This is a genomic window from Zunongwangia sp. HGR-M22, assembly GCF_027594425.1.
GTDB lineage: Bacteria > Bacteroidota > Bacteroidia > Flavobacteriales > Flavobacteriaceae > Zunongwangia.
Genome location: NZ_CP115159.1, coordinates 2,565,001 through 2,585,445 on the forward strand (window position 1 = coordinate 2,565,001; position 20,445 = coordinate 2,585,445).

Below are 20,445 nucleotides of genomic sequence, written 5' to 3' on the forward strand. Positions count from 1 at the left end.
CGCGATAGACGTATAAACAATCTATGCTTCCCACTGCAAACCATGAAGATTATCTTTCAAATCTCCAAGCATTGCCTGGTGGAGAATATCGGAGTCGAACCGATGACCTCCTGCGTGCAAGGCAGGCGCTCTAGCCAGCTGAGCTAATCCCCCGTTTTTAGTGATCAGTTAACCAGTTATCAGTTAACAGTACTTATAACGGCTACTCAACCTCTAAAATTTCCTTTCAATAAATCTGTAAGAACATATACTTTTAAACTCTCGCCCTCCAAGTACTTCTTTAAAGTAGTCTCAGGCAGACTCGAACTGCCGACCTCTACATTATCAGTGTAGCGCTCTAACCAGCTGAGCTATGAGACTGTCCATATAATCAAATTGACAAATTAAGAATCAAGACCAAAAGGACTTGCTTTTGAACTTCCCTAAATCTAATTGCCAGTTCCTTATTCTAAAATAAGGTTCTGCTCTAGAAAGGAGGTGTTCCAGCCGCACCTTCCGGTACGGCTACCTTGTTACGACTTAGCCCCAGTTACTAGTTTTACCCTAGGCCGCTCCTTGCGGTAACGGACTTCAGGTACCCCCAGCTTCCATGGCTTGACGGGCGGTGTGTACAAGGCCCGGGAACGTATTCACCGCATCATGGCTGATATGCGATTACTAGCGATTCCAGCTTCACGTAGTCGAGTTGCAGACTACGATCCGAACTGTGATAGGGTTTATAGATTCGCTCCTTCTCGCGAAGTGGCTGCTCTCTGTCCCTACCATTGTAGCACGTGTGTGGCCCAGGACGTAAGGGCCGTGATGATTTGACGTCATCCCCACCTTCCTCACGGTTTGCACCGGCAGTCTGGCTAGAGTTCCCACCATTACGTGCTGGCAACTAACCACAGGGGTTGCGCTCGTTATAGGACTTAACCTGACACCTCACGGCACGAGCTGACGACAACCATGCAGCACCTTGCAATCTGTCCGAAGAAATATCTGTTTCCAAATACGTCAGACTGCATTTAAGCCCTGGTAAGGTTCCTCGCGTATCATCGAATTAAACCACATGCTCCACCGCTTGTGCGGGCCCCCGTCAATTCCTTTGAGTTTCATTCTTGCGAACGTACTCCCCAGGTGGGTTACTTATCACTTTCGCTTAACCACCCAGCCCTCAATTGGGCCGGACAGCTAGTAACCATCGTTTACGGCGTAGACTACCAGGGTATCTAATCCTGTTCGCTACCTACGCTTTCGTCCATCAGCGTCAATATATTATTAGTGATCTGCCTTCGCAATCGGTATTCTGTGTAATATCTATGCATTTCACCGCTACACTACACATTCTAACCACTTCATAATAATTCAAGATCTACAGTATCAATGGCAGTTCTCCCGTTAAGCGGAAGACTTTCACCACTGACTTATAAATCCGCCTACGGACCCTTTAAACCCAATGATTCCGGATAACGCTTGGATCCTCCGTATTACCGCGGCTGCTGGCACGGAGTTAGCCGATCCTTATTCGCAGAGTACCGTCAGCCCTTTACACGTAAAGGGGTTTCTTCCTCTGTAAAAGCAGTTTACAACCCATAGGGCAGTCTTCCTGCACGCGGCATGGCTGGATCAGGCTCTCGCCCATTGTCCAATATTCCTCACTGCTGCCTCCCGTAGGAGTCTGGTCCGTGTCTCAGTACCAGTGTGGGGGATCTCCCTCTCAGGACCCCTACCTATCGTTGCCATGGTAAGCCGTTACCTTACCATCTAGCTAATAGGACGCATGCTCATCTCTTACCGTAACCTTTAATTATAAATCAATGCTAATTCATAATACTATGAGGTATTAATCCACGTTTCCATGGGCTATCCCTCAGTAAGAGGTAGATTGCATACGCGTTACGCACCCGTGCGCCGGTCGTCAGCAGAAAAGCAAGCTTTCCCCTGTTACCCCTCGACTTGCATGTGTTAAGCCTGCCGCTAGCGTTCATCCTGAGCCAGGATCAAACTCTTCATCGTTGTTTCATTAATATGTAACAATCAAATCTTAAGTTTGCGTTCTTATATAAATAAGAAGTTTAAAGCTCAAAAGACGACTCTCTAGTCTTAATTCTTAATTCTACACTTCCATTTTTTTTATAATACCATACAGTACTATTAAAAAATGTCGTTTGTCAATTCAATATGTCAATGAACTCATTTAAAAGTCCGGGAATTACTTCCCTTCGATAGAAATTAAGGACTCGAACCTTAACCAAACCCCAATCGGTATTTCTTAGTTATTCAGCGTGTTAAGAACCGTGTCGCTTTCTCTGAAAGCGGTTGCAAATCTACAACTAATTTTTAAACTCACAAGAAAAAATAAAAATTATTTTTCTGTATTTTTAAACGCTACCTCCAAAGAACCTCGCCGTTAAAGCGGCTGCAAATATACAACCCTTTTTCTTTAAACACCAAAACTTTTTTAAGTTTTTTTTAAGCTCCTTTTTCAGTATCCCCTCAATGAACATCCACCCTCGCAGCCAACAAATCCGGCGCTAAGCGGGTGCAAATATAATCTCTTTTTTTCGACCAAAACAAACTTCCAAATCAATTTTTTTATCGATTTGAAAAAGTATTTTATAACTACCTGATTTAATTTATGTTGAGACCTACTAAATTAGAGAAAAAAATATTATTGACAAAATTAATTGATCAAATTAAAGAACATTCCATTTATCTGTAAGCTCAAGAAAGTCGAAATCGAGTGCTGAGCTTTGAGGTTCTAAAATATTTCTCTGAAAAGATCTTTGCAAAATGTCTTCAATAATATAATCTTCTTCATTATTAACAGGATCATATTCTTCTTTTAAAGAAATTTCAAAAAGACTGGCTGTCGTATTATACCAAAAAGCTCTCCACCCACTTTTCAGTTCTTTAATTAATTCAAATGTAGTAACACCTGTTTGTCGATGGATTAGTTTCACCAAGATTTGACCTTCAGTATGCGTCATTTTCTTTAGCTCTTCTGCAAATTGATCTTCAATATAATTTTGTACAATTTTTGTATACTTCTTTCGATCCCTTTTCGACTTTATACTTTCTAATCTTTCATTAAGAGCAATAAGACGCTCTGCCGCTAATTTTGCATAAGGATAAACCTTTCTTGTCTTTCTCCTCAATATAAGGTATCGTCTTCTATCTGCATTATTTTTAAAATGAAGACGTTTTAGAATTAAAACTTCATCTAAATCTATACTCTCACGCACTATAGAATCTCCAGCGATAATCATATACTTTTTATCCTGCTCTTCAGAATTCTGTAATGTATCATCCTGCGCACTAACTTCAACTAAAGCGGTAAAGCAAAAAAGAATTAATAAATATGTTTTCACCTGCGAATTATTCAGCATAAATCAAACTAAAAATATCCAAAATCATTCCAAAATTAAACATTATACAATTGTCTTCAATTTTATTCTTATTAAATTCGCTACAAATCACAGATAAATATGAGTAAAGAAAGTATTTTAGATAAAGAATCCATAGATTTCTTAGAAAAGTATTTGAATAATGCGGCACCTACGGGTTACGAGTCTGAAGGACAAAAACTTTGGATGGACTATCTTAAACCTTATGTAGATGAGTTTATTACCGACACTTACGGCACTGCTGTTGGCGTTATAAATCCTGAAGCCGACTTTAAAGTAGTTATAGAAGGACATGCTGATGAAATTTCCTGGTATGTAAATTATATTAGTGATGAGGGCTTTATATATGTAATTAGAAATGGTGGTAGTGATCACCAAATTGCAGCTTCCAAACGTGTAAACATTCATACTAAAAAAGGAATTGTAAAAGGAGTTTTTGGATGGCCGGCAATTCACACCAGAAATAAAGATAAAGAACAATCACCAAAATTATCGAATATCTGTATTGATGTTGGCTGTACCACTAAAGAAGAAGTGGAGCAACTTGGGGTGCACATTGGATGTGTTATTACTTATCCCGATGAATTTTTTATTCTGAATGAAAACAAATTTGTTTGTCGCGCTCTTGATAATAGAATCGGCGGATTTATGGTTGCGCAAGTTGCTAAACTCCTAAAAGAAAACGGCAAAAAATTACCTTTTGGTCTTTATATCACTAATTCGGTACAAGAAGAAATTGGTTTAAGAGGTGCTGAAATGATTACGCAACGAATAAAACCCAACGTAGCTATTGTAACCGATGTTACTCACGACACCACTACACCAATGATTGATAAAAAGTCTAATGGTTTAGCGAAAATTGGAGACGGCCCGGTAATTACTTATGCTCCTGCAGTACAAAACAATTTAAGAGAACTCTTGATTGACACTGCTGAAGAAAAAAAGATTCCATTTCAGCGAAATGCCTCTTCCCGATTAACCGGAACCGACACTGATGCTTTTGCTTATAGTAACGGCGGGGTTCCTTCAGCTCTAATAAGTTTACCTCTTCGATATATGCATACTACGGTAGAAATGGTACATAGAGAAGATGTCGAAAACGTAATAAAATTAATTTACGAGAGTATTTTAAAAATAAAAGACGGTGAAACTTTTAGTTATTTCGACTAAGATCTAGTTATAATTGTTTCAGAAATTATTAAAAAGCTCCTTTTTAGGAGCTTTTTTATTTTCCTTAAGTATGGTTTCACAATTATTTATTAATCGTACATCGCTTGCTCCACTATATTTACAAAAAAAGAGGAATGACACTTTCTGGTGAAGATATTAATGTAATTTTAGAGGAACCTAAGGAGGCAGCCAAATTGGCTAATCTAATATACGTTTCTGAACATCACCTTTCTATTTCCCGAAAAAAAGCAGGTAGAGGATTCTCATATCTAAAGGACGACGCAAAAATAAAAGATAAGCGAACTATAAAAAGAATTAAAGAACTGGTAATCCCTCCTGCATGGACCAACGTGAGAATCTCCAAATTCGATAATGGTCATCTACAAGCCGTAGGAAGAGACGAGAAAAATCGCAAACAGTATATTTATCACCAGATGTGGTCTAAGATAAAAAACGAATCTAAGTTTTTTAAAATGACAGCTTTTGGTAAAAAATTACCTAAGATTAGAAAAAAAGTCAATCAAGATCTTGAGCTTCCTGGGATGTGCAAGCAGAAAGTTCTTGCTCTTATCATTAGATTGATGGAAGAAACACACATAAGAATTGGTAACGATTACTACGCACAAAAAAATAAAACGTATGGACTTTCAACTTTTAGAACAAAGCATTTAAAGACATATGATGATGAAGTCAAATTTGAATTTGTAGGTAAAAAAGGCAAAGAACATTCTATAAGTGTTGAAAATCCAAAGCTTATCAATCTAATTAATCAATGCGAAGAAATACCGGGCTGGGAACTTTTTAAATTTATAGATGAAAATAACGAAAAGCATACGATCGACAGCGGAATGATTAACGATTATATTCACGAAGTTACTAGTGATTTATTTTCAGCCAAAGATTTTAGAACCTGGTCGGCTTCAAAAATATTTTTCGAAACTATCCACGAATTGGGATATATTGAGGACGAAAAAGAGAATAAAAAGACAATCCTAACTTCTTATGATGCTGCCGCAAGTGGTTTAGGCAACACCAGAGCCGTTTGTAGAAGCTATTATGTACATCCTAAAATTGTAGAATCTTACAAGAACGGTAGTATTGTGCCCTATTTCAAAAAAATAAAAAACGACGATTCGAAAAATTACACCACCTTATCTGAGACCGAAAAAGTAATGCTAAAGCTTATTGAAGATTATGAAATAAGTGTATAATTAACCCAAAATGGAGTTAATTTCATACACTTATTATCATGTTAGATTATTCACTATAAAATTTCAACATCTTCACGACGTCTTCTTCATTTTTAATTTTATTTCTCTTAAAATAATCGATCATCTTCTTTTTATCAGAAAGAATTTTCTTGAAATCTTTCTCTTTAAGACGTACTTCTTCTAATCTACCCCCATCTTTTTTAATATAATAAACCATGTCCACTTTTAGATGAGCCGGTTTATCCTTATCATAACCCGTTCTTGCAGGTTGTGCTGGAACAACATCCGGTTCTGGTCGAGCTAAAAAGCGAACACCTTGATTGGAAAAATAATCTAACATATATCCATTGACAGTCTCTCCATCAGAGTCTGTAAATTGATCAATAAATATTTGATAATCCTTCAATTTATATTTAATTTTCTTAAATTTAGGTAACATATAAATTTCACTATTCTGTTCATCTACTTTCACTTCGACAACGTCTTCGACAGCATTATATCGCACAAAAGCTGACATTGATCTTTCACCGTCGTTGATTTGAGCACTCGAGAAAGAATCATCAATGTATGGTGATCCGGTGAAACGTTCCGGAGTCTTTTTTTTGGTGAAAATTTTTAAAGGAGCACTGTTCTGCATACCGTTCATAAAACTCTGAGACGAGAAAATATTATACGAAAAAGCAAAAATCAAAAGAAATATATATTCTTTTTTCATAATTAGAAGTTTGATTAATAATACTATAAATCTAACAATTTTTATACCAAAAAAAATCAGCCTTAATAAATAAATTAGAATGAAAAATTCCATTGCACATCGAATTGCTGACTTTTTAAAAGACTTCCCTCCTTTTACATTTTTGAATGCTGAAGAACTCCTTGCAATTTCTGAAGAATCTGAAGTGCTTTACATCGATAAAGGCAATATTGTGTTTCATGAAGACGAAAAAGGACATTCTCAATTTTATATTGTTCACAAAGGAGCTATCCAATTACAGAAATTCAAGAATAATCAATATGAAACCTTAGATACTTGTGACGAAGGTGATATTTTTGGTCTTAGACCTTTATTTGCTGAAGAAAACTATATTATGAATGCGATCGCGGAAGAAGAAAGTATCGTATATGGTATACCTATAGATATCTTTAAACCGCTTAGCGAATCTAATAAAAAGGTCGGTCATTTTTTAATACAAAGTTTTGCTACAAATACCCGTAACCCCTATGCTAGAGAAGATAAAGGAAAACTATTTTCTGGCAATGATATTGTAGAACCATTAAATAGCGGTCCACTTTTCGAATTACAACCAGCACCTGTTATTCGAAAAATCGTTACCACTTCTCCAGAAACTAAAATTAGAAGCGCTGCTCAATTAATGAGTAAACGAAAAATTGGTTCGGTTATAGTTACTACCGAAGATGATCTACCAGTGGGCATTCTAACCGATGAAGATTTTAGAGATACCATCGCAACAGGACAAATTTCCATAGATACTACAGTAGAAAAAATAATGAGCTATCCAGTAATTTGTTACCCTAAAAATGTAACTATTGCCCAGGCTCAGATTACCATGATGAAGCATAATATCAATCATATTTGTATTACAGAGGATGGTACTCCAAATACCCGAGTTATAGGGATATTATCTGAACATGATATTATGGTTTCGCGAGGTAACAGTCCTTCGGTATTAATGAAGGCGATTCAGCGCTCTAGAAGTACAAAAGAATTAAAGAAAATTAGAAATAAAATAAATCTTCTACTTAGCGGTTATATCGAAAATAACATTCCCCTAACCCATATTTCAAAATTAATATTCGAGCTTAATGATGCTACAATTAAAAGAGTAATCTCAAGATGTGTAGTAAAGCTGCTACAGGAGCCACCAGTAAAATTTGCATGGCTAAGCATGGGAAGCCAGGGTAGAAAAGAACAGTTATTGCAAACCGACCAGGATAACGCAATTATTTTTGCAGATCCACCAAACGATAAATTAGAAGAAACAAGACAATATTTTTTACAACTTGCTACCAAAGTAAATAAAAGATTAATGATAGTTGGTTACGAATATTGTCCTGCAGATATGATGGCAAAGACTCCCAGATGGTGTTTAAGCTTGAGTGAATGGAAAGCCCAGGTCTCTAAATGGATTAAAGAGCCGGGACCAGACGAAATTTTACTTTCTAATATCTTTTTCGACTACGATATAACTTATGGAGATGTCTATTTATCCAATCAATTATCAGATTACATTCTTAGTTTAATTGAAGGAAATCGTAAATTCTTAACAGTAATGGGAGCGAATGCTCTTCGTAATCCTTCTCCGCTTGGTTTTTTTAGGCAATTTCTTGTAGAGCAGGATGGTGAAAAAAAAGACTTTTTTGACATTAAGAAAAGAGGATTACAACCTTTAACAGAAGCGGCCAGACTATTAATTTTATCCTACAAAATTAAAAATATTAGTAATACCGTAGAGCGGTTTGAACGTTTAGCCCAAATAGAACCTAAAAACAAAGAGCTTTTTGAAGGCTGTGCCTATGCATCCAAAGCCTTGTTGAAATTTAGGACAAAACAGGGTTTACAAAATCGCGATAGTGGACGTTTTATCGATCTTTCTAAATTAAGCAAAGAAGATAGAATGAAATTAAAACGCACCTTTAAGTCAATTAAAGCAGTTCAGGAATTAATTAAAATTAGATTTGAAACTTCAGTGGTATTGCAATGATAAACTGGTTTAAAAAAGATGAATCTGAGCTCCCTGAATTTTGGCAGAAATATTCAGCTAAATTCAGCAAAGATCAAAAAGAACAGCCTATCAACGATACCACATTTGTGGTTTTAGATACCGAAACTACAGGATTTGATCAAGAAAAAGATCGGATATTAAGCATCGGTTGCGTTAAGGTTGTAAATAATAAATTGTTAGTCTCTAATAGTTTTGAAATATATTTAAAGCAAGAGGCGTTTAATCCAGATACGGTAGAAATTCACGGACTTATAAAGCACGAGCGGTTTGAAACTTTTACTGAAGAAAAAGCGCTACGATTATTTTTAAAATATATCGGTAATGCTGTCCTGGTGGCACATCATGCAGGCTTTGATATTAATATGATTAATGCCGCACTGAAGAGAAATCATCTTCCGAAGTTAAAAAACAGCGTTCTAGACACCGGAATTTTATATCGAAAAACAAGAATTATTTCCAATTTTATCGATCAGCATAAAAACTATAGCTTAGATGAAATTGCGCTGGCTTACAATATCGATCTAAAAGATCGGCACACTGCAATTGGCGATGCCTTTATTACTGCCATTGCTTTCCTAAAAATTCTGGGTAGACTAAAACGAAAAAAGTTAAAGGAACTTTTTAAGATCTAAGCCCTTAAAAAAATGAAGTCCGGATAATTACATCCGGACTTTTATTAAAAATTATTTCTTCTGAAAGTTATAAAGATTCAGCAATTATAGCTTCTACAACTTCAGGATTTAATAAAGTGGAAGTATCTCCTAAATCTGATGTATCATTAGAAGCGATTTTACGTAAAATTCGACGCATAATTTTACCACTTCTGGTTTTAGGAAGACCTTCTACGAACTGAATTTTATCTGGCTTCGCAATAGGCCCTACTTTCTCTGATATTTGCTGATTGATTTCTTTTCTTAAATTATCTCGTTTACGGCTTTCACCAGATTCTTTAAGAATTACAAAGGCATAAAGAGCATTTCCTTTAACATCGTGAGGAAAACCAACTACCGCACTTTCAGCAACCGCTGGGTGTTCGTTAATCGCGTCTTCTATTGGTGCGGTTCCTAGATTATGACCAGAAACGATAATTACATCATCGGTTCTACCCGTAATTCTATAATATCCTACCTCATCTCTTAAGGCACCATCTCCCGTAAAATATTTTCCTTCAAAAGTTGAAAAGTATGTATCCTTATAACGTTCATGATCGCCCCAAACTGTTCTTGCTATCGAGGGCCACGGGAATTTAACGCATAACCGCCCATTTACCTGATTTCCTTTTATTTCATTCCCATCATCATCCATTAAACTTGGTTGAATACCCGGCATTGGCAAAGTTGCATATGTGGGTTTTGTTGGCGTTACATAAGGCATTGGCGAAATCATGATTCCACCTGTTTCGGTTTGCCACCAGGTATCTACAATTGGACTTTGATTTTTACCAATATTATCATTAAACCAGTGCCATGCCTCCTCGTTGATTGGCTCGCCAACAGAACCTAATACTTTTAAAGAAGAGAGGTCGTGATTTTCTACAAATTCAATATTACGTTTTGCCAATGATCTAATTGCTGTTGGTGCCGTATAGAATTGCGTCACCTTGTGTTTTTCTACAATTTTCCAAAAACGACCATAATCTGGATAAGATGGTACACCTTCAAACATAACAGTAGTTGCTCCGTTTGCCAGTGGCCCGTAAACGATATAAGAATGCCCGGTTACCCAACCAATATCGGCAGTACACCAGTACACATCTCCTTCAGTATAATTAAAAATATTTTTAAAAGTAAACGCGGTATAAACCATATATCCTGCTGTGGTATGCAGCATTCCCTTAGGCTTCCCGGTAGAGCCAGAGGTATATAAAATAAATAAAGGATCTTCAGCATCTACAATTTCAGGTGCGCATTCCTCTGAAGCTTTATCCATTAGCGGTTGCAGCCACTCATCGCGACCATCCTTCATCTTAATCTCCTCGCCCGTACGCTTTACGACTAGTACAGATTTTACATCTGGGCAATCTTCTAAAGCGTCGTCGACAATATTCTTTAGATTCAAGGTTTTAGAACCGCGATAAGAACCATCAGATGTAATTAACATCTTACAATCGGCGTCCAGAGTTCTTGTTGCTAAGGCTTTGCTCGAGAATCCCGCAAAAACAACCGAATGAATTGCTCCTATTCTCGCACATGCTAACACAGCATAAGCCAACTCTGGGATCATTGGTAAATAAATACAAACACGATCTCCTTTTTTAATTCCTTTACTCTTTAAAACGTTTGCGAATTTGTTTACTTGTTTATGAAGATCGTTATAAGTAATATGTTTCGCTTCTTCTTTGCTATCATTAGGTTCCCAAATAATCGCTGTTTTATCTCCTCTGGTTAAAAGGTGACGGTCTATACAATTTTCGGTAATATTAAGTTTTGCATTTTCAAACCACTTAATTTCTGGCTTTTTAAAATCCCAGCTTAGAACATTATTCCATTTTTTTCTCCAGGTAAAATGCTCTTCAGCAATTTCGGCCCAAAAGTTTTCTGGTTCACGCACCGATTTTCTATACACCTGAAAGTATTCTTCAAGATTTTTAATATGGTAATTACTCATAAATAATAGTTGGTTGTACGGATTCTTTATTTTATGCCTAAAAATATTGATTTTTCACTGATTTTACATGCAAAACTCTATGTTTTTACAAAAATTTAATCATAAAAAAAGCGATATGTAAAATCTAACATACCGCTTTTTTTACTGATAAAATATCAGTTATTTTAAATAAGCCAGAACATTCTCCTCTACTCTTTTTTCGATATTAGAAACCTCTGCCTTTTCAAATTTTTCTCCTGTGATATTTTCGTAAAGTTCAATATATCGCTCACTCACACTTTCTATATATTCGTCGCTCATTACGGGAACTTCCTGACCTTCTTTTCCCTGAAATCCGTTTTGAATTAACCATTGACGAACAAATTCCTTCGAAAGTTGCTTCTGTGGCTCTCCTTTTTCCTGAAGTTCTTCATATGTATTGGTATAAAAATATCTTGAAGAATCTGGAGTATGAATTTCATCAATCAAAACGATCTTACCATCTTTTGTTTTTCCGAATTCATATTTGGTATCTACCAAAATTAAGCCTCTTTTTGCTGCAATCTCGGTTCCACGCTGAAAAAGCTTTTGAGTATAATCCTCTAAAACCGCATAGTCTTCCGCAGAGACAATTCCGCGTTTTAGAATATCTTCTTTAGAAATATCTTCATCATGATCTCCCATTTCAGCTTTGGTAGCCGGAGTAATAATTGGTTCTGGAAAACGGTCATTCTCTTTCATACCTTCTGGCATGGCTACACCACAAAGCATTCTTTTACCAGCTTTATATTCACGTGCAGCGTGTCCCGATAAATAACCTCGAATTACCATTTCTACTTTAAAAGGTTCGCATGCTTCACCAACCGCTACATTAGGATCTGGAGTTGCTTGTAACCAGTTTGGAACAATATCCTGAGTGTCGTTCATCATTTTTGTAGCTATTTGATTAAGGATTTGTCCTTTAAAAGGAATTCCTTTAGGCATCACTACATCAAACGCTGAAAGACGATCTGAAGCGATCATTATCAGCTTATCATCTTCAAAAGCATAAACGTCACGTACTTTTCCTTTATATACTGATTTTTGTCCCGGAAAATTGTAATCTGTTTTTGTTAGAGTATTACTCATCTCTTTAAAATCGGTTGATTTATTCTTAATTAATCGTTGTGTTCTATTGTTTTATATGCTGCGATGATCTTTTTCACCAATCGGTGACGAATTACATCTTTATCATCTAGATATACCATCCCTACTCCTTTTACATCTTTTAAAACCAGCAAAGCTTCTTTAAGTCCTGAAACTGTTCTTCTTGGTAAATCAATTTGCCCCGGGTCTCCGGTAATCATAAATTTTGCACTTTTCCCCATACGGGTTAAGAACATTTTCATTTGCGCATGGGTGGTATTTTGTGCTTCATCTAAAATTACAAAAGCATTATCTAAAGTTCGACCACGCATAAAGGCCAAAGGTGCGATTTGTATCACGCCTTTTTCGATGAAAGTTTCTAATTTTTCAGCAGGGATCATATCACGCAAACCGTCATATAATGGTTGCATATAAGGATCTAATTTCTCTTTTAAATCACCAGGTAAAAAACCGAGATTCTCCCCCGCCTCTACAGCAGGACGGGTAAGTATAATTCGCTTTACCTGTTTTTCTTTCAGCGCTTTTACGGCTAAAGCTACACCAGTGTATGTTTTCCCGGTACCGGCTGGACCAATGGCAAAAATCAAATCGTTTTTCTTACTAAGATCAACTAGCTTACGTTGGTTGGCGGTTTGTGCTTTAATAAGCCTACCGCTTACCCCATGTACTAAAACCTCCCCGCTTTCACTAGAGGAAGAATAGTCTTCTTTACTTTCACTGGTTAAAACTCTTTCTATGACGTTTTCATCCAACTTATTAAACTTTCCGAAGTGATCTATAAGCATCGTAAATCGCTTATCGAATTCTTCCAGCATTTCTTCATCTCCAAAAACTTTTATTTTACTTCCTCTTGCCACTATTTTGAGCTTGGGAAAGTATTTTTTTAAAAGCTCTATATGTTCATTTTGTTGTCCAAAAAAATCTCTTGGACTAATTTCTGAAAGTTCAATTACAAGTTCGTTCAAAAGCGTTTGGTTTTAGTTAATTTGGTAGCTACATGCTAAATTTCTTTACCATTAAATTTGTGTTCCAATAAATCTGTCTTTATTTTTGCAGACTGATTTTTCGCTATATTTTTAGCGCAATTTTAAGGTGGGAAGCTTAAAATAAAATTATCTTCGCTCCCTATACAAACTTAAGGAAAATTTAGCCTCCAAACCCCAAAAAATATTAACAATCGATTATGGCAATCATCACTTTAACCACCGATTTTGGACAGAAAGATTACTTTGCTGCTGCGGTTAAGGGAGCTATCTATAATGAATTAGATGATGTTAGAATTGTTGATATTTCACATTCTATTTCTCCTTTTCATATTAGTGAAGCGAGTTACATCATTAAAAATGCGTACAAAAGTTTTCCAAAAGGAAGTATTCATATTATAGGAATCGATTCTGAATTAACTCCAGAAAATAAGCATTTGGCTGTTTTGCTGGATGATCATTATTTTCTTTGCGCCAATAATGGAATCTTATCTTTATTAGCTTCAGAAATTAAGCCTGAAAAAATTGTCGAAATTAATATTCACGATAAAATAGAAAGTAATTTCCCGGTTTTGGATGTTTTTGTAAAAGTAGCCTGTCACATTGCTAGAGGGGGAACTTTAGATGTTATCGGAAAAAACATTGAGGAGATTAAATATCTAAAGCAAATCGAACCGCTAATTAATTCTGATAAAAATCAGATTATTGGTCATGTTATTTATATTGACAACTACGGAAATGTGATTACCAATATTTCCAGGAAGCTATTTGAGATTATTGGTAAAGGCAGAAAATTTACCATTAGTGCAAGAATGGTCACTTTCAATAAGATTTATGAAACCTATAGTGATTGCATTAATTTCAAAATAGAAAAAGAAAATCGTGGCGAAGAAGACGGCAAGAAACTTGCTGTTTTTAATTCTGCCGGATATATCGAACTTGCGATTTACAAAAGTAATCCACTTACCGTTGGGAGTGCTTCCAGCCTTTTTGGATTGCAAAATCGTGATACGGTAACCATAAAATTTGAAGCTTATGTTAGTAAGGATCGTAAAGCTGAGCTTTAAACCCGAAAATATTGAAGAGTTTTTAAGCATCTTTGAGTCTACCAAAACCCAAATTAGAGATTTTGAAGGTTGCCAACATTTAGAACTATATCGTGATAAAGACAATACCAACCAATTTTTTACGTATAGTTATTGGGAAGACGAAAATGCATTACAGAATTACCGAAATTCAGGATTTTTTAAAGTGGTTTGGAGTAATACAAAAACCCTGTTCAACGCAAAACCAGAAGCCTGGAGTGTCGATAAAATTTGGGTTTCAAATCAAAAAGAAGAATAATTGTTAGCTATTTTAAATAAAGAAATACAGTCTTTTTTTGCAACTCCTATAGGATATCTTGTGATTGGGATATTTCTTGTAGTTAGCGGACTGTTTCTCTTTGTATTTACGGGAGAATATAATATTTTGGATAGCGGTTTTGCCAATATTAAACCCTTTTTTAATATGGCGCCGTGGATCTTTATATTTCTGACCCCTGCCATTACCATGAAGAGCTTTTCCGAAGAAAAAAAACTCGGTACAATGGAGCTTTTACTCACCAAACCGCTATCGATTAATAAACTGATATTAGGCAAATATCTGGGTGCTTTATTTTTGGTGATATTAGCGATTATTCCGTCCATAATTTACGTATTTACAATTTCAGAATTGGGTAGAATTCCGGGGAATTTTGATTTGGGTGCGACGTTAGGAAGTTACTTCGGTCTCATATTTCTAGGCGGTTGTTATACCGCGATAGGAATATTTTCTTCAAGCTTAACAAATAACCAAATTGTGGCTTTTATCATTGCCGTTTTTCTTTGCTTTTTAAGTTTCTTTTTGTTTGAAGGAATATCTGGATTTCAACTTTTTAAAAATTCAGACTACGGAATTGATTACTTCGGAATAAGTTATCATTATCGCAGTATTAGCCGCGGCGTAGTTGATACCCGCGACCTTATTTACTTTATAAGTTTTATTGCGTTATTTCTGAAACTTACGCACTTCAGAATAAAAAATCTAAGAAATAATTAATCTTGAAGCAGTTTTCTAAATACAAATCGGTTGTTTTATTTATTGCTATTTTAATTGCGATAAACTTTGCTGCTTCTCAATATTTTGAACGTTTAGATCTAACCGAGGATAAACGCTATACACTTTCTGAAGCTTCTGAAGAAATTATAGATGATGTCGAAGAGCCTATAATTATCGATGTTTTCTTAAAAGGAGATTTCCCTTCAGAATTTAAAAGACTACAAAGCGAAACACGGCAGATACTTGAAGAATATACTGCCAAAAACCACAATATTCATTTCAATTTTATCGATCCTTTAGCTGAAGGTGGTAACGCACAACAGGTAGCACAGCAATTTTACAAAATGGGAATGTCTCCCGCTCGTGTTAATGTAATGGAAAATGGGCAAAATAGCGAGACTATTATTTTCCCATGGGCTATGGCTAATCTTGGTAAGAAATCGGTCAAAATTGGTTTATTGAAAAACCAGCTTGGCAGTAGCGACGAAGAACGTGTCACCAACTCGGTACAGCAATTAGAATATGCCTTTACTGATGCAATTAGTAAGCTTATTTATCCTAGAGAAAAGAAAATTGCCGTGATGCGCGGCAATGGTGAATTGTCCAACGCTAATATTGCCGATTTTGTAAAGACACTGCAGCAATATTATTTTATGGCGCCATTTACTTTGGATTCGGCTGCCGTAAATCCTCAAAAAACGCTTCAGCAATTAAAGGAATATGACCTTATTATTGAAGCCAAACCTACTGAATCTTTTACCGAAAACGAAAAATATATCCTGGATCAATACACTATGAACGGCGGAAAGTCGCTATGGCTTACAGAAAGTGTTGCGATGGAAAAAGATAGTCTTTTAAATCCAACAGGTACTTCCTTTGCGTTACCGAGGGATCTTAACCTTGGAGATTTCTTTTTTAGTTATGGGATAAGAATAAATCCCAGCCTGGTAAAGGATATGTATTCGGCACCAATTATATTGGCTACAGGTAGCGGAAATGATACAAGATTTAATCCATATCCATGGTTTTACAGTCCGCTTACCTCTTCCCCAAATAATCACCCAATTATCAATAATATCGAAGCGGTGAAATTTGATTTTGCAAACCCTATCGATACCTTAAAGAACAGCTTAGATAAAACTGTATTGCTAAGTAGTTCTCCACGATCTAAGGTAGAAGGTACTCCGCGCGAAATTAGTTTAGACATTGTGGGGAAGGAACCAGATATTGCTTCGTACACCGCTGGTGAGCAGGCGCTGGCTGTTTTATTGGAAGGATTATTTACTTCGGTTTATAATAATCGCTTAAAACCGTTTGAAATTCAGGATAATTTAAACAAAAGCAAACCAACAGAAATGTTGGTAATTTCAGATGGCGACGTGATTAAAAATGAGCTTAAACAAGGAGCGCCGCTAGAACTTGGATTCGAAAAATATACCGGTACCACTTATGGCAATAAAGAATTTTTACTGAATGCCGTAAATTATATGCTAGATGATCGCGGATTAATGGATATTCGAACTAAAAAAGTGAAGATTGCGTTTTTAGATCCTCAGAAAACAGCTAAAGAACGCACAAAATGGCAACTACTAAATATTTTGTTTCCTTTATTGGTTTTAGGGATTTTTGCTTTTGGTTATAATTGGGTACGCAGAAGGAAATATATTAAGAAGAAATAATTACTTCAGAAAAACTCCAATTTCAACATATTAACAATCTTTGCTCTTCGGTTTTCAAAAAAGCACTGAAAATGAATCGCTTAGTTATTAACAAAATCAATTTAATGTTAATAAAAACTGCATTGGGCAGCTTCGATTTTTCACGGATTAAAATATCTTTGTAGGTGATTCTAATAAATCAATAAAAAGCCAATGAAATTTATTGTATCCAGCAGTTATTTGCTGAAACAGCTTCAGATACTAGGTGGGGTTATTAATAATAACAACACTTTGCCGATATTGGATAATTTCCTTTTTGATTTGAACAATGACGAGTTAACGGTTTCTGCTTCAGATTTAGAGACTACGATGTCTGCTAAATTAAATGTAGAGTCAGATTCCGAAGGAAAAATCGCGGTACCGGCTAAACTTCTTTTAGATACGCTAAAAACATTCCCAGAGCAACCACTTACTTTTGTTGCCGAGGATAATCACACTATCGAACTTAGTTCTAATCACGGTAAATACGCTTTAGCTTATGCAGATGGAGAAGAATTTCCTAATCCTGTAAGTTTAGAAGATCCAAGTAATACGGTGATCGAAGGTGATATTCTTTCTTCGGCTATTAGCAAAACTATTTTTGCTTCTGGTAATGATGATCTTCGCCCGGTGATGAGTGGTGTATTCTTTCAGTTTTCTACAGAAGGTTTAACTTTTGTAGCTACAGATGCGCACAAATTGGTGAAATATTCTAGAGAAGACGTAACGGCTTCGCAAACGGCAGAATTTATTATGCCTAAGAAACCTTTAAATCTTTTAAAAGGAATTCTTGCAGGTAGCGAAAGTGAAGTTGTTATTGAATACAATGAAAGTAACGCTAAGTTTACATTTGATGATACTACACTAATTTGCCGTTTAATCGATGGTAAATATCCAAATTACGAAGCAGTTATCCCTAAAGAGAATCCTAACAAACTCACGATAGAGCGTAATCAATTTTTAAGTTCTGTAAAAAGGGTTTCTATTTTCTCTAATAAAACAACACACCAGGTACGTTTAAAAATTGCGGGAGCTGAATTAAATATTTCTGCGGAAGATGTTGATTACAGTAATAAGGCTGAAGAACGTTTAACTTGTGGTTACGAAGGTGACGATATGCAAATTGGTTTTAACTCTAGATTTCTTACGGAAATGCTGAATAACTTAAATTCAGATGAAGTACAATTAGAAATGAGTTTACCAAACCGTGCAGGAATTTTAACTCCGGTTGATGGATTAGATCCGGGAGAAAAAATTACCATGCTCGTTATGCCGGTAATGCTTAATAGCTAGTAAAAAATTACATCAGATTATATAAAATTAAAACCCATTCAGTTTCCTGAATGGGTTTTTGTTTTTGATTGATGTCTAAAACTGAATTTGATGATTCAGCCTGATATTATATAATTATTTGATGATTTTTATGGTAAATGGATAAAATGCAGGTTCTCCATTCGATGCTTTTATCGCATTAATAATAGGAAAAACAAGACCTACAATTCCAACAAGGATCAATAAAAAAATACCAAGTCCAAATAAAAGCATTAAAGGAATACTTATTATTGAATAAATAAATAAGCTGATCTGGAAATTCATAATATCTTTCCCCTGCTCGTCCATATCCTGAATTTTATCTTTTTGGGTTGCCCATAAAATAAGCGGAACGATAAAACCTCCTATTCCGGTAACAAAATCTAATAACTGACTCAAATGCATTATCATTAACATTTGTCTGTCTTCTCTCATTGCTGTGTACGTTTCCATAATTTTTTGATGATATTTGATGGTTAATAAAAGTCCTTTATAAAAAGGACTACACTTAAAAGACGAGTATCGAAAAGGAATGTTACAGATTTTTGCAAAATTCTTGAATACGCTCTTTGTTTATTATCTTTGCACACATGAAATTGAACGATACCATTGTTGCCCTTGCCACACCTTCTGGTGCTGGAGCTATTGCTATTATCAGAGTTTCTGGACCAGAAGCTATTAATATTGTTGCTCCATTATTCAAGGCAAAAAGCCGTAAAAAAATAGAAGACCAGCCTACACATACTTTGCATTTAGGTAATATAGTAGATGGGCAGCGTAATTTAGATGAAGTTTTAGTTTCAGTATTTAGAGCACCAAAGTCGTATACGGGCGAAGAAACCATCGAGATTAGTTGCCATGGTTCTCCTTACATTCAGCAGGAAATTATTCAGCTATTAGTAAGAAATGGTTGTCGATCTGCGGAAGCCGGTGAATTTACACTTCGGGCATTTCTCAATGCAAAAATGGATTTAAGCCAGGCTGAAGCGGTAGCCGATTTAATATCTTCGGAAAATGCTGCTTCTCACCAAATGGCGATGCAACAAATGCGTGGTGGTTTCTCAAATGAAATTCAGCGTTTACGAGAAGAATTATTGAATTTCGCTTCACTTATTGAATTGGAATTAGATTTTGCTGAAGAGGATGTGGAATTTGCTAATCGCGATCAGTTTAGGGATTTGGTCGCCAGAATTCAGAAAGTGCTTAAGCGTCTAATCGATTCTTTTGCTACCGGAAATGTTTTAAAAAACGGAATTCCTGTTGCGATTGTTGGAGAACCCAATGTTGGAAAATCGACTTTACTAAATGCGTTATTAAATGAAGAGCGCGCGATTGTTTCTGAAATTGCAGGAACCACTCGTGATGTTATTGAAGATGAACTAGCCATAGGTGGCGTTGGTTTCCGATTTATTGATACTGCCGGAATCAGAGAAACCAAAGATGTTGTTGAAAGCATCGGAATAAAAAAAACTTTTGAGAAAATAGGCCAAGCTCAGGTTGTTATTTACCTTTTTGATACTTCTCGACTAAGTCAAACAGAGTTTACTGAAGGTAGCGTAACTCAGGATCAGGTTCAGGGAAATGAAACTTCACTGAATATGATTCAGGTTGAAATTGAAAAAATTAAAAATAAATATCCGCAAAAACCTCTGGTAATTATTGCCAATAAAATCGATCAATTATCTAGTGGGAAGATAGAAACTCTAACCTCTAGAATTTCTGATCTTCATTTACTTTCCGCTAAAACCGGCTTGGGTGTTGAAGAGTTAAAAGAAAAACTTCTAAACTATGTAAATACTGGCGCACTCCGCAACAATAACACCATTGTTACCAATAGCCGTCATTACAATGCTCTATTAAAAGCCTTAGAAGAAATCAATAAAGTTGAAGATGGTTTAAACATGGATTTATCTGGAGATTTATTAGCTATCGATATTCGCCAAGCTTTACACCATTTTGGAGAAATTACCGGAGAAATAACTAATGATGATTTACTGGGTAATATTTTTGCTAATTTCTGTATCGGGAAATAAATTAACTTTTCTTACGTTTACTTTCGCTTCTTTTATCTGAAAAACAGATTATTACATAATTTTTATTTTTCTTTTATGTTCTTTGTCACTATATTC

16 protein-coding genes, 2 tRNA genes and 1 rRNA gene are annotated in these 20,445 nt (G+C 35.7%); 10 read left to right on the top strand and 9 right to left on the bottom strand.

The annotated features are described in order from the left end of the window. Positions 1-76: 76 nt before the first annotated feature. The 4 genes from PBT91_RS11295 to PBT91_RS11310 all read right to left on the bottom strand — a co-directional run bounded on the left by PBT91_RS11295 (position 77) and on the right by PBT91_RS11310 (position 3,371). Positions 77-153, bottom strand: a tRNA-Ala gene (locus PBT91_RS11295). Positions 154-286: 133 nt separating this feature from the next. Next, positions 287-360: transfer RNA gene (locus PBT91_RS11300), tRNA-Ile, on the bottom strand. A gap of 110 nt (positions 361-470) precedes the next feature. After that, positions 471-1,998, bottom strand: a 16S ribosomal RNA gene (locus tag PBT91_RS11305). Positions 1,999-2,678: 680 nt separating this feature from the next. Next, the gene (locus tag PBT91_RS11310) at positions 2,679-3,371 is read right to left on the bottom strand and encodes a DUF4294 domain-containing protein (RefSeq protein WP_270058569.1); all 693 of its coding nucleotides are present in this window, start codon (positions 3,369-3,371) and stop codon (positions 2,679-2,681) included. Positions 3,372-3,470: 99 nt separating this feature from the next. Between PBT91_RS11310 and PBT91_RS11315 the strand changes: the two genes are divergently transcribed. Together PBT91_RS11315 and PBT91_RS11320 are read left to right on the top strand one after the other, a co-directional pair. Continuing rightward, on the top strand, positions 3,471-4,559 hold the full coding sequence (locus PBT91_RS11315) for a M42 family metallopeptidase (protein ID WP_270058570.1): 1,089 nt from the start codon (positions 3,471-3,473) through the stop codon (positions 4,557-4,559). A gap of 134 nt (positions 4,560-4,693) precedes the next feature. Then, the gene (locus PBT91_RS11320) at positions 4,694-5,770 is read left to right on the top strand and encodes a DNA topoisomerase IB (protein ID WP_270058571.1); all 1,077 of its coding nucleotides are present in this window, start codon (positions 4,694-4,696) and stop codon (positions 5,768-5,770) included. 46 nt (positions 5,771-5,816) lie between these two features. Here PBT91_RS11320 and PBT91_RS11325 read toward each other — a convergent pair whose 3' ends face one another. Then, positions 5,817-6,485, bottom strand: coding sequence for a hypothetical protein (locus PBT91_RS11325; protein WP_270058572.1), 669 nt, complete (start codon positions 6,483-6,485; stop codon positions 5,817-5,819). A 79-nt stretch (positions 6,486-6,564) separates the two neighbouring features. On the opposite strand from PBT91_RS11325, the gene PBT91_RS11330 reads away from it, so the two are divergent. Together PBT91_RS11330 and PBT91_RS11335 are read left to right on the top strand one after the other, a co-directional pair. Continuing rightward, positions 6,565-8,493, top strand: coding sequence for a DUF294 nucleotidyltransferase-like domain-containing protein (locus PBT91_RS11330; protein WP_270058573.1), 1,929 nt, complete (start codon positions 6,565-6,567; stop codon positions 8,491-8,493). Continuing rightward, entirely contained in the window at positions 8,490-9,146 is a 657-nt protein-coding gene (locus PBT91_RS11335; protein ID WP_270058574.1) for a 3'-5' exonuclease, read from the top strand. Before PBT91_RS11330 ends, PBT91_RS11335 begins: the two co-directional genes overlap by 4 nt. A 67-nt stretch (positions 9,147-9,213) precedes the next feature. On the opposite strand, the gene acs is transcribed toward PBT91_RS11335, so the two are convergent. From acs to PBT91_RS11350, 3 genes are all read right to left on the bottom strand, one after another. After that, positions 9,214-11,121 (bottom strand): acetate--CoA ligase, encoded by a 1,908-nt coding sequence (gene acs / locus PBT91_RS11340; protein WP_270058575.1) that lies wholly within the window; start codon positions 11,119-11,121, stop codon positions 9,214-9,216. Between the two features lie 159 nt (positions 11,122-11,280). Further along, positions 11,281-12,228 carry a phosphoribosylaminoimidazolesuccinocarboxamide synthase gene (locus PBT91_RS11345; RefSeq protein ID WP_270058576.1) on the bottom strand — a complete coding sequence of 316 codons (948 nt, stop codon included), beginning with the start codon at positions 12,226-12,228 and terminating at the stop codon, positions 11,281-11,283. 29 nt (positions 12,229-12,257) lie between these two features. After that, entirely contained in the window at positions 12,258-13,211 is a 954-nt protein-coding gene (locus tag PBT91_RS11350) for a PhoH family protein (RefSeq protein ID WP_270058577.1), read from the bottom strand. A gap of 218 nt (positions 13,212-13,429) precedes the next feature. On the opposite strand from PBT91_RS11350, the gene PBT91_RS11355 reads away from it, so the two are divergent. From PBT91_RS11355 to dnaN, 5 genes are all read left to right on the top strand, one after another. Next, positions 13,430-14,296, top strand: a complete 867-nt coding sequence (locus tag PBT91_RS11355; RefSeq protein ID WP_270058578.1) for an SAM hydrolase/SAM-dependent halogenase family protein — start codon at positions 13,430-13,432, stop codon at positions 14,294-14,296. Then, positions 14,265-14,573 carry a putative quinol monooxygenase gene (locus PBT91_RS11360; RefSeq protein WP_270058579.1) on the top strand — a complete coding sequence of 103 codons (309 nt, stop codon included), beginning with the start codon at positions 14,265-14,267 and terminating at the stop codon, positions 14,571-14,573. Before PBT91_RS11355 ends, PBT91_RS11360 begins: the two co-directional genes overlap by 32 nt. Continuing rightward, the gene (gldF, locus tag PBT91_RS11365) at positions 14,574-15,308 is read left to right on the top strand and encodes a gliding motility-associated ABC transporter permease subunit GldF (protein ID WP_270058580.1); all 735 of its coding nucleotides are present in this window, start codon (positions 14,574-14,576) and stop codon (positions 15,306-15,308) included. Positions 15,309-15,310: 2 nt separating this feature from the next. Continuing rightward, entirely contained in the window at positions 15,311-16,987 is a 1,677-nt protein-coding gene (gene gldG / locus PBT91_RS11370; RefSeq protein ID WP_270058581.1) for a gliding motility-associated ABC transporter substrate-binding protein GldG, read from the top strand. Positions 16,988-17,179: 192 nt separating this feature from the next. Then, complete coding sequence (gene dnaN, locus PBT91_RS11375; RefSeq protein WP_270058582.1) at positions 17,180-18,298, top strand: DNA polymerase III subunit beta; 1,119 nt, start codon at positions 17,180-17,182, stop codon at positions 18,296-18,298. Between the two features lie 114 nt (positions 18,299-18,412). On the opposite strand, the gene PBT91_RS11380 is transcribed toward dnaN, so the two are convergent. After that, entirely contained in the window at positions 18,413-18,769 is a 357-nt protein-coding gene (locus tag PBT91_RS11380) for a DUF4870 domain-containing protein (RefSeq protein WP_270058583.1), read from the bottom strand. Between the two features lie 137 nt (positions 18,770-18,906). Between PBT91_RS11380 and mnmE the strand changes: the two genes are divergently transcribed. Then, positions 18,907-20,349, top strand: a complete 1,443-nt coding sequence (mnmE, locus tag PBT91_RS11385) for a tRNA uridine-5-carboxymethylaminomethyl(34) synthesis GTPase MnmE (RefSeq protein ID WP_270058584.1) — start codon at positions 18,907-18,909, stop codon at positions 20,347-20,349. The last annotated feature ends 96 nt before the right edge of the window (positions 20,350-20,445 follow it).

What these genes read in the sequence shown, in the direction of transcription:
- PBT91_RS11310 (WP_270058569.1), bottom strand. Translation starts at nt 3,371, where the DNA reads ATGCTGAATAATTCGCAGGTGAAAACATATTTATTAATTCTTTTTTGC.
- PBT91_RS11315 (WP_270058570.1), top strand. Translation starts at nt 3,471, where the DNA reads ATGAGTAAAGAAAGTATTTTAGATAAAGAATCCATAGATTTCTTAGAA.
- PBT91_RS11320 (WP_270058571.1), top strand. Translation starts at nt 4,694, where the DNA reads ATGACACTTTCTGGTGAAGATATTAATGTAATTTTAGAGGAACCTAAG.
- PBT91_RS11325 (WP_270058572.1), bottom strand. Translation starts at nt 6,485, where the DNA reads ATGAAAAAAGAATATATATTTCTTTTGATTTTTGCTTTTTCGTATAAT.
- PBT91_RS11330 (WP_270058573.1), top strand. Translation starts at nt 6,565, where the DNA reads ATGAAAAATTCCATTGCACATCGAATTGCTGACTTTTTAAAAGACTTC.
- PBT91_RS11335 (WP_270058574.1), top strand. Translation starts at nt 8,490, where the DNA reads ATGATAAACTGGTTTAAAAAAGATGAATCTGAGCTCCCTGAATTTTGG.
- acs (WP_270058575.1), bottom strand. Translation starts at nt 11,121, where the DNA reads ATGAGTAATTACCATATTAAAAATCTTGAAGAATACTTTCAGGTGTAT.
- PBT91_RS11345 (WP_270058576.1), bottom strand. Translation starts at nt 12,228, where the DNA reads ATGAGTAATACTCTAACAAAAACAGATTACAATTTTCCGGGACAAAAA.
- PBT91_RS11355 (WP_270058578.1), top strand. Translation starts at nt 13,430, where the DNA reads ATGGCAATCATCACTTTAACCACCGATTTTGGACAGAAAGATTACTTT.
- PBT91_RS11360 (WP_270058579.1), top strand. Translation starts at nt 14,265, where the DNA reads ATGTTAGTAAGGATCGTAAAGCTGAGCTTTAAACCCGAAAATATTGAA.
- dnaN (WP_270058582.1), top strand. Translation starts at nt 17,180, where the DNA reads ATGAAATTTATTGTATCCAGCAGTTATTTGCTGAAACAGCTTCAGATA.
- PBT91_RS11380 (WP_270058583.1), bottom strand. Translation starts at nt 18,769, where the DNA reads ATGGAAACGTACACAGCAATGAGAGAAGACAGACAAATGTTAATGATA.
- mnmE (WP_270058584.1), top strand. Translation starts at nt 18,907, where the DNA reads ATGAAATTGAACGATACCATTGTTGCCCTTGCCACACCTTCTGGTGCT.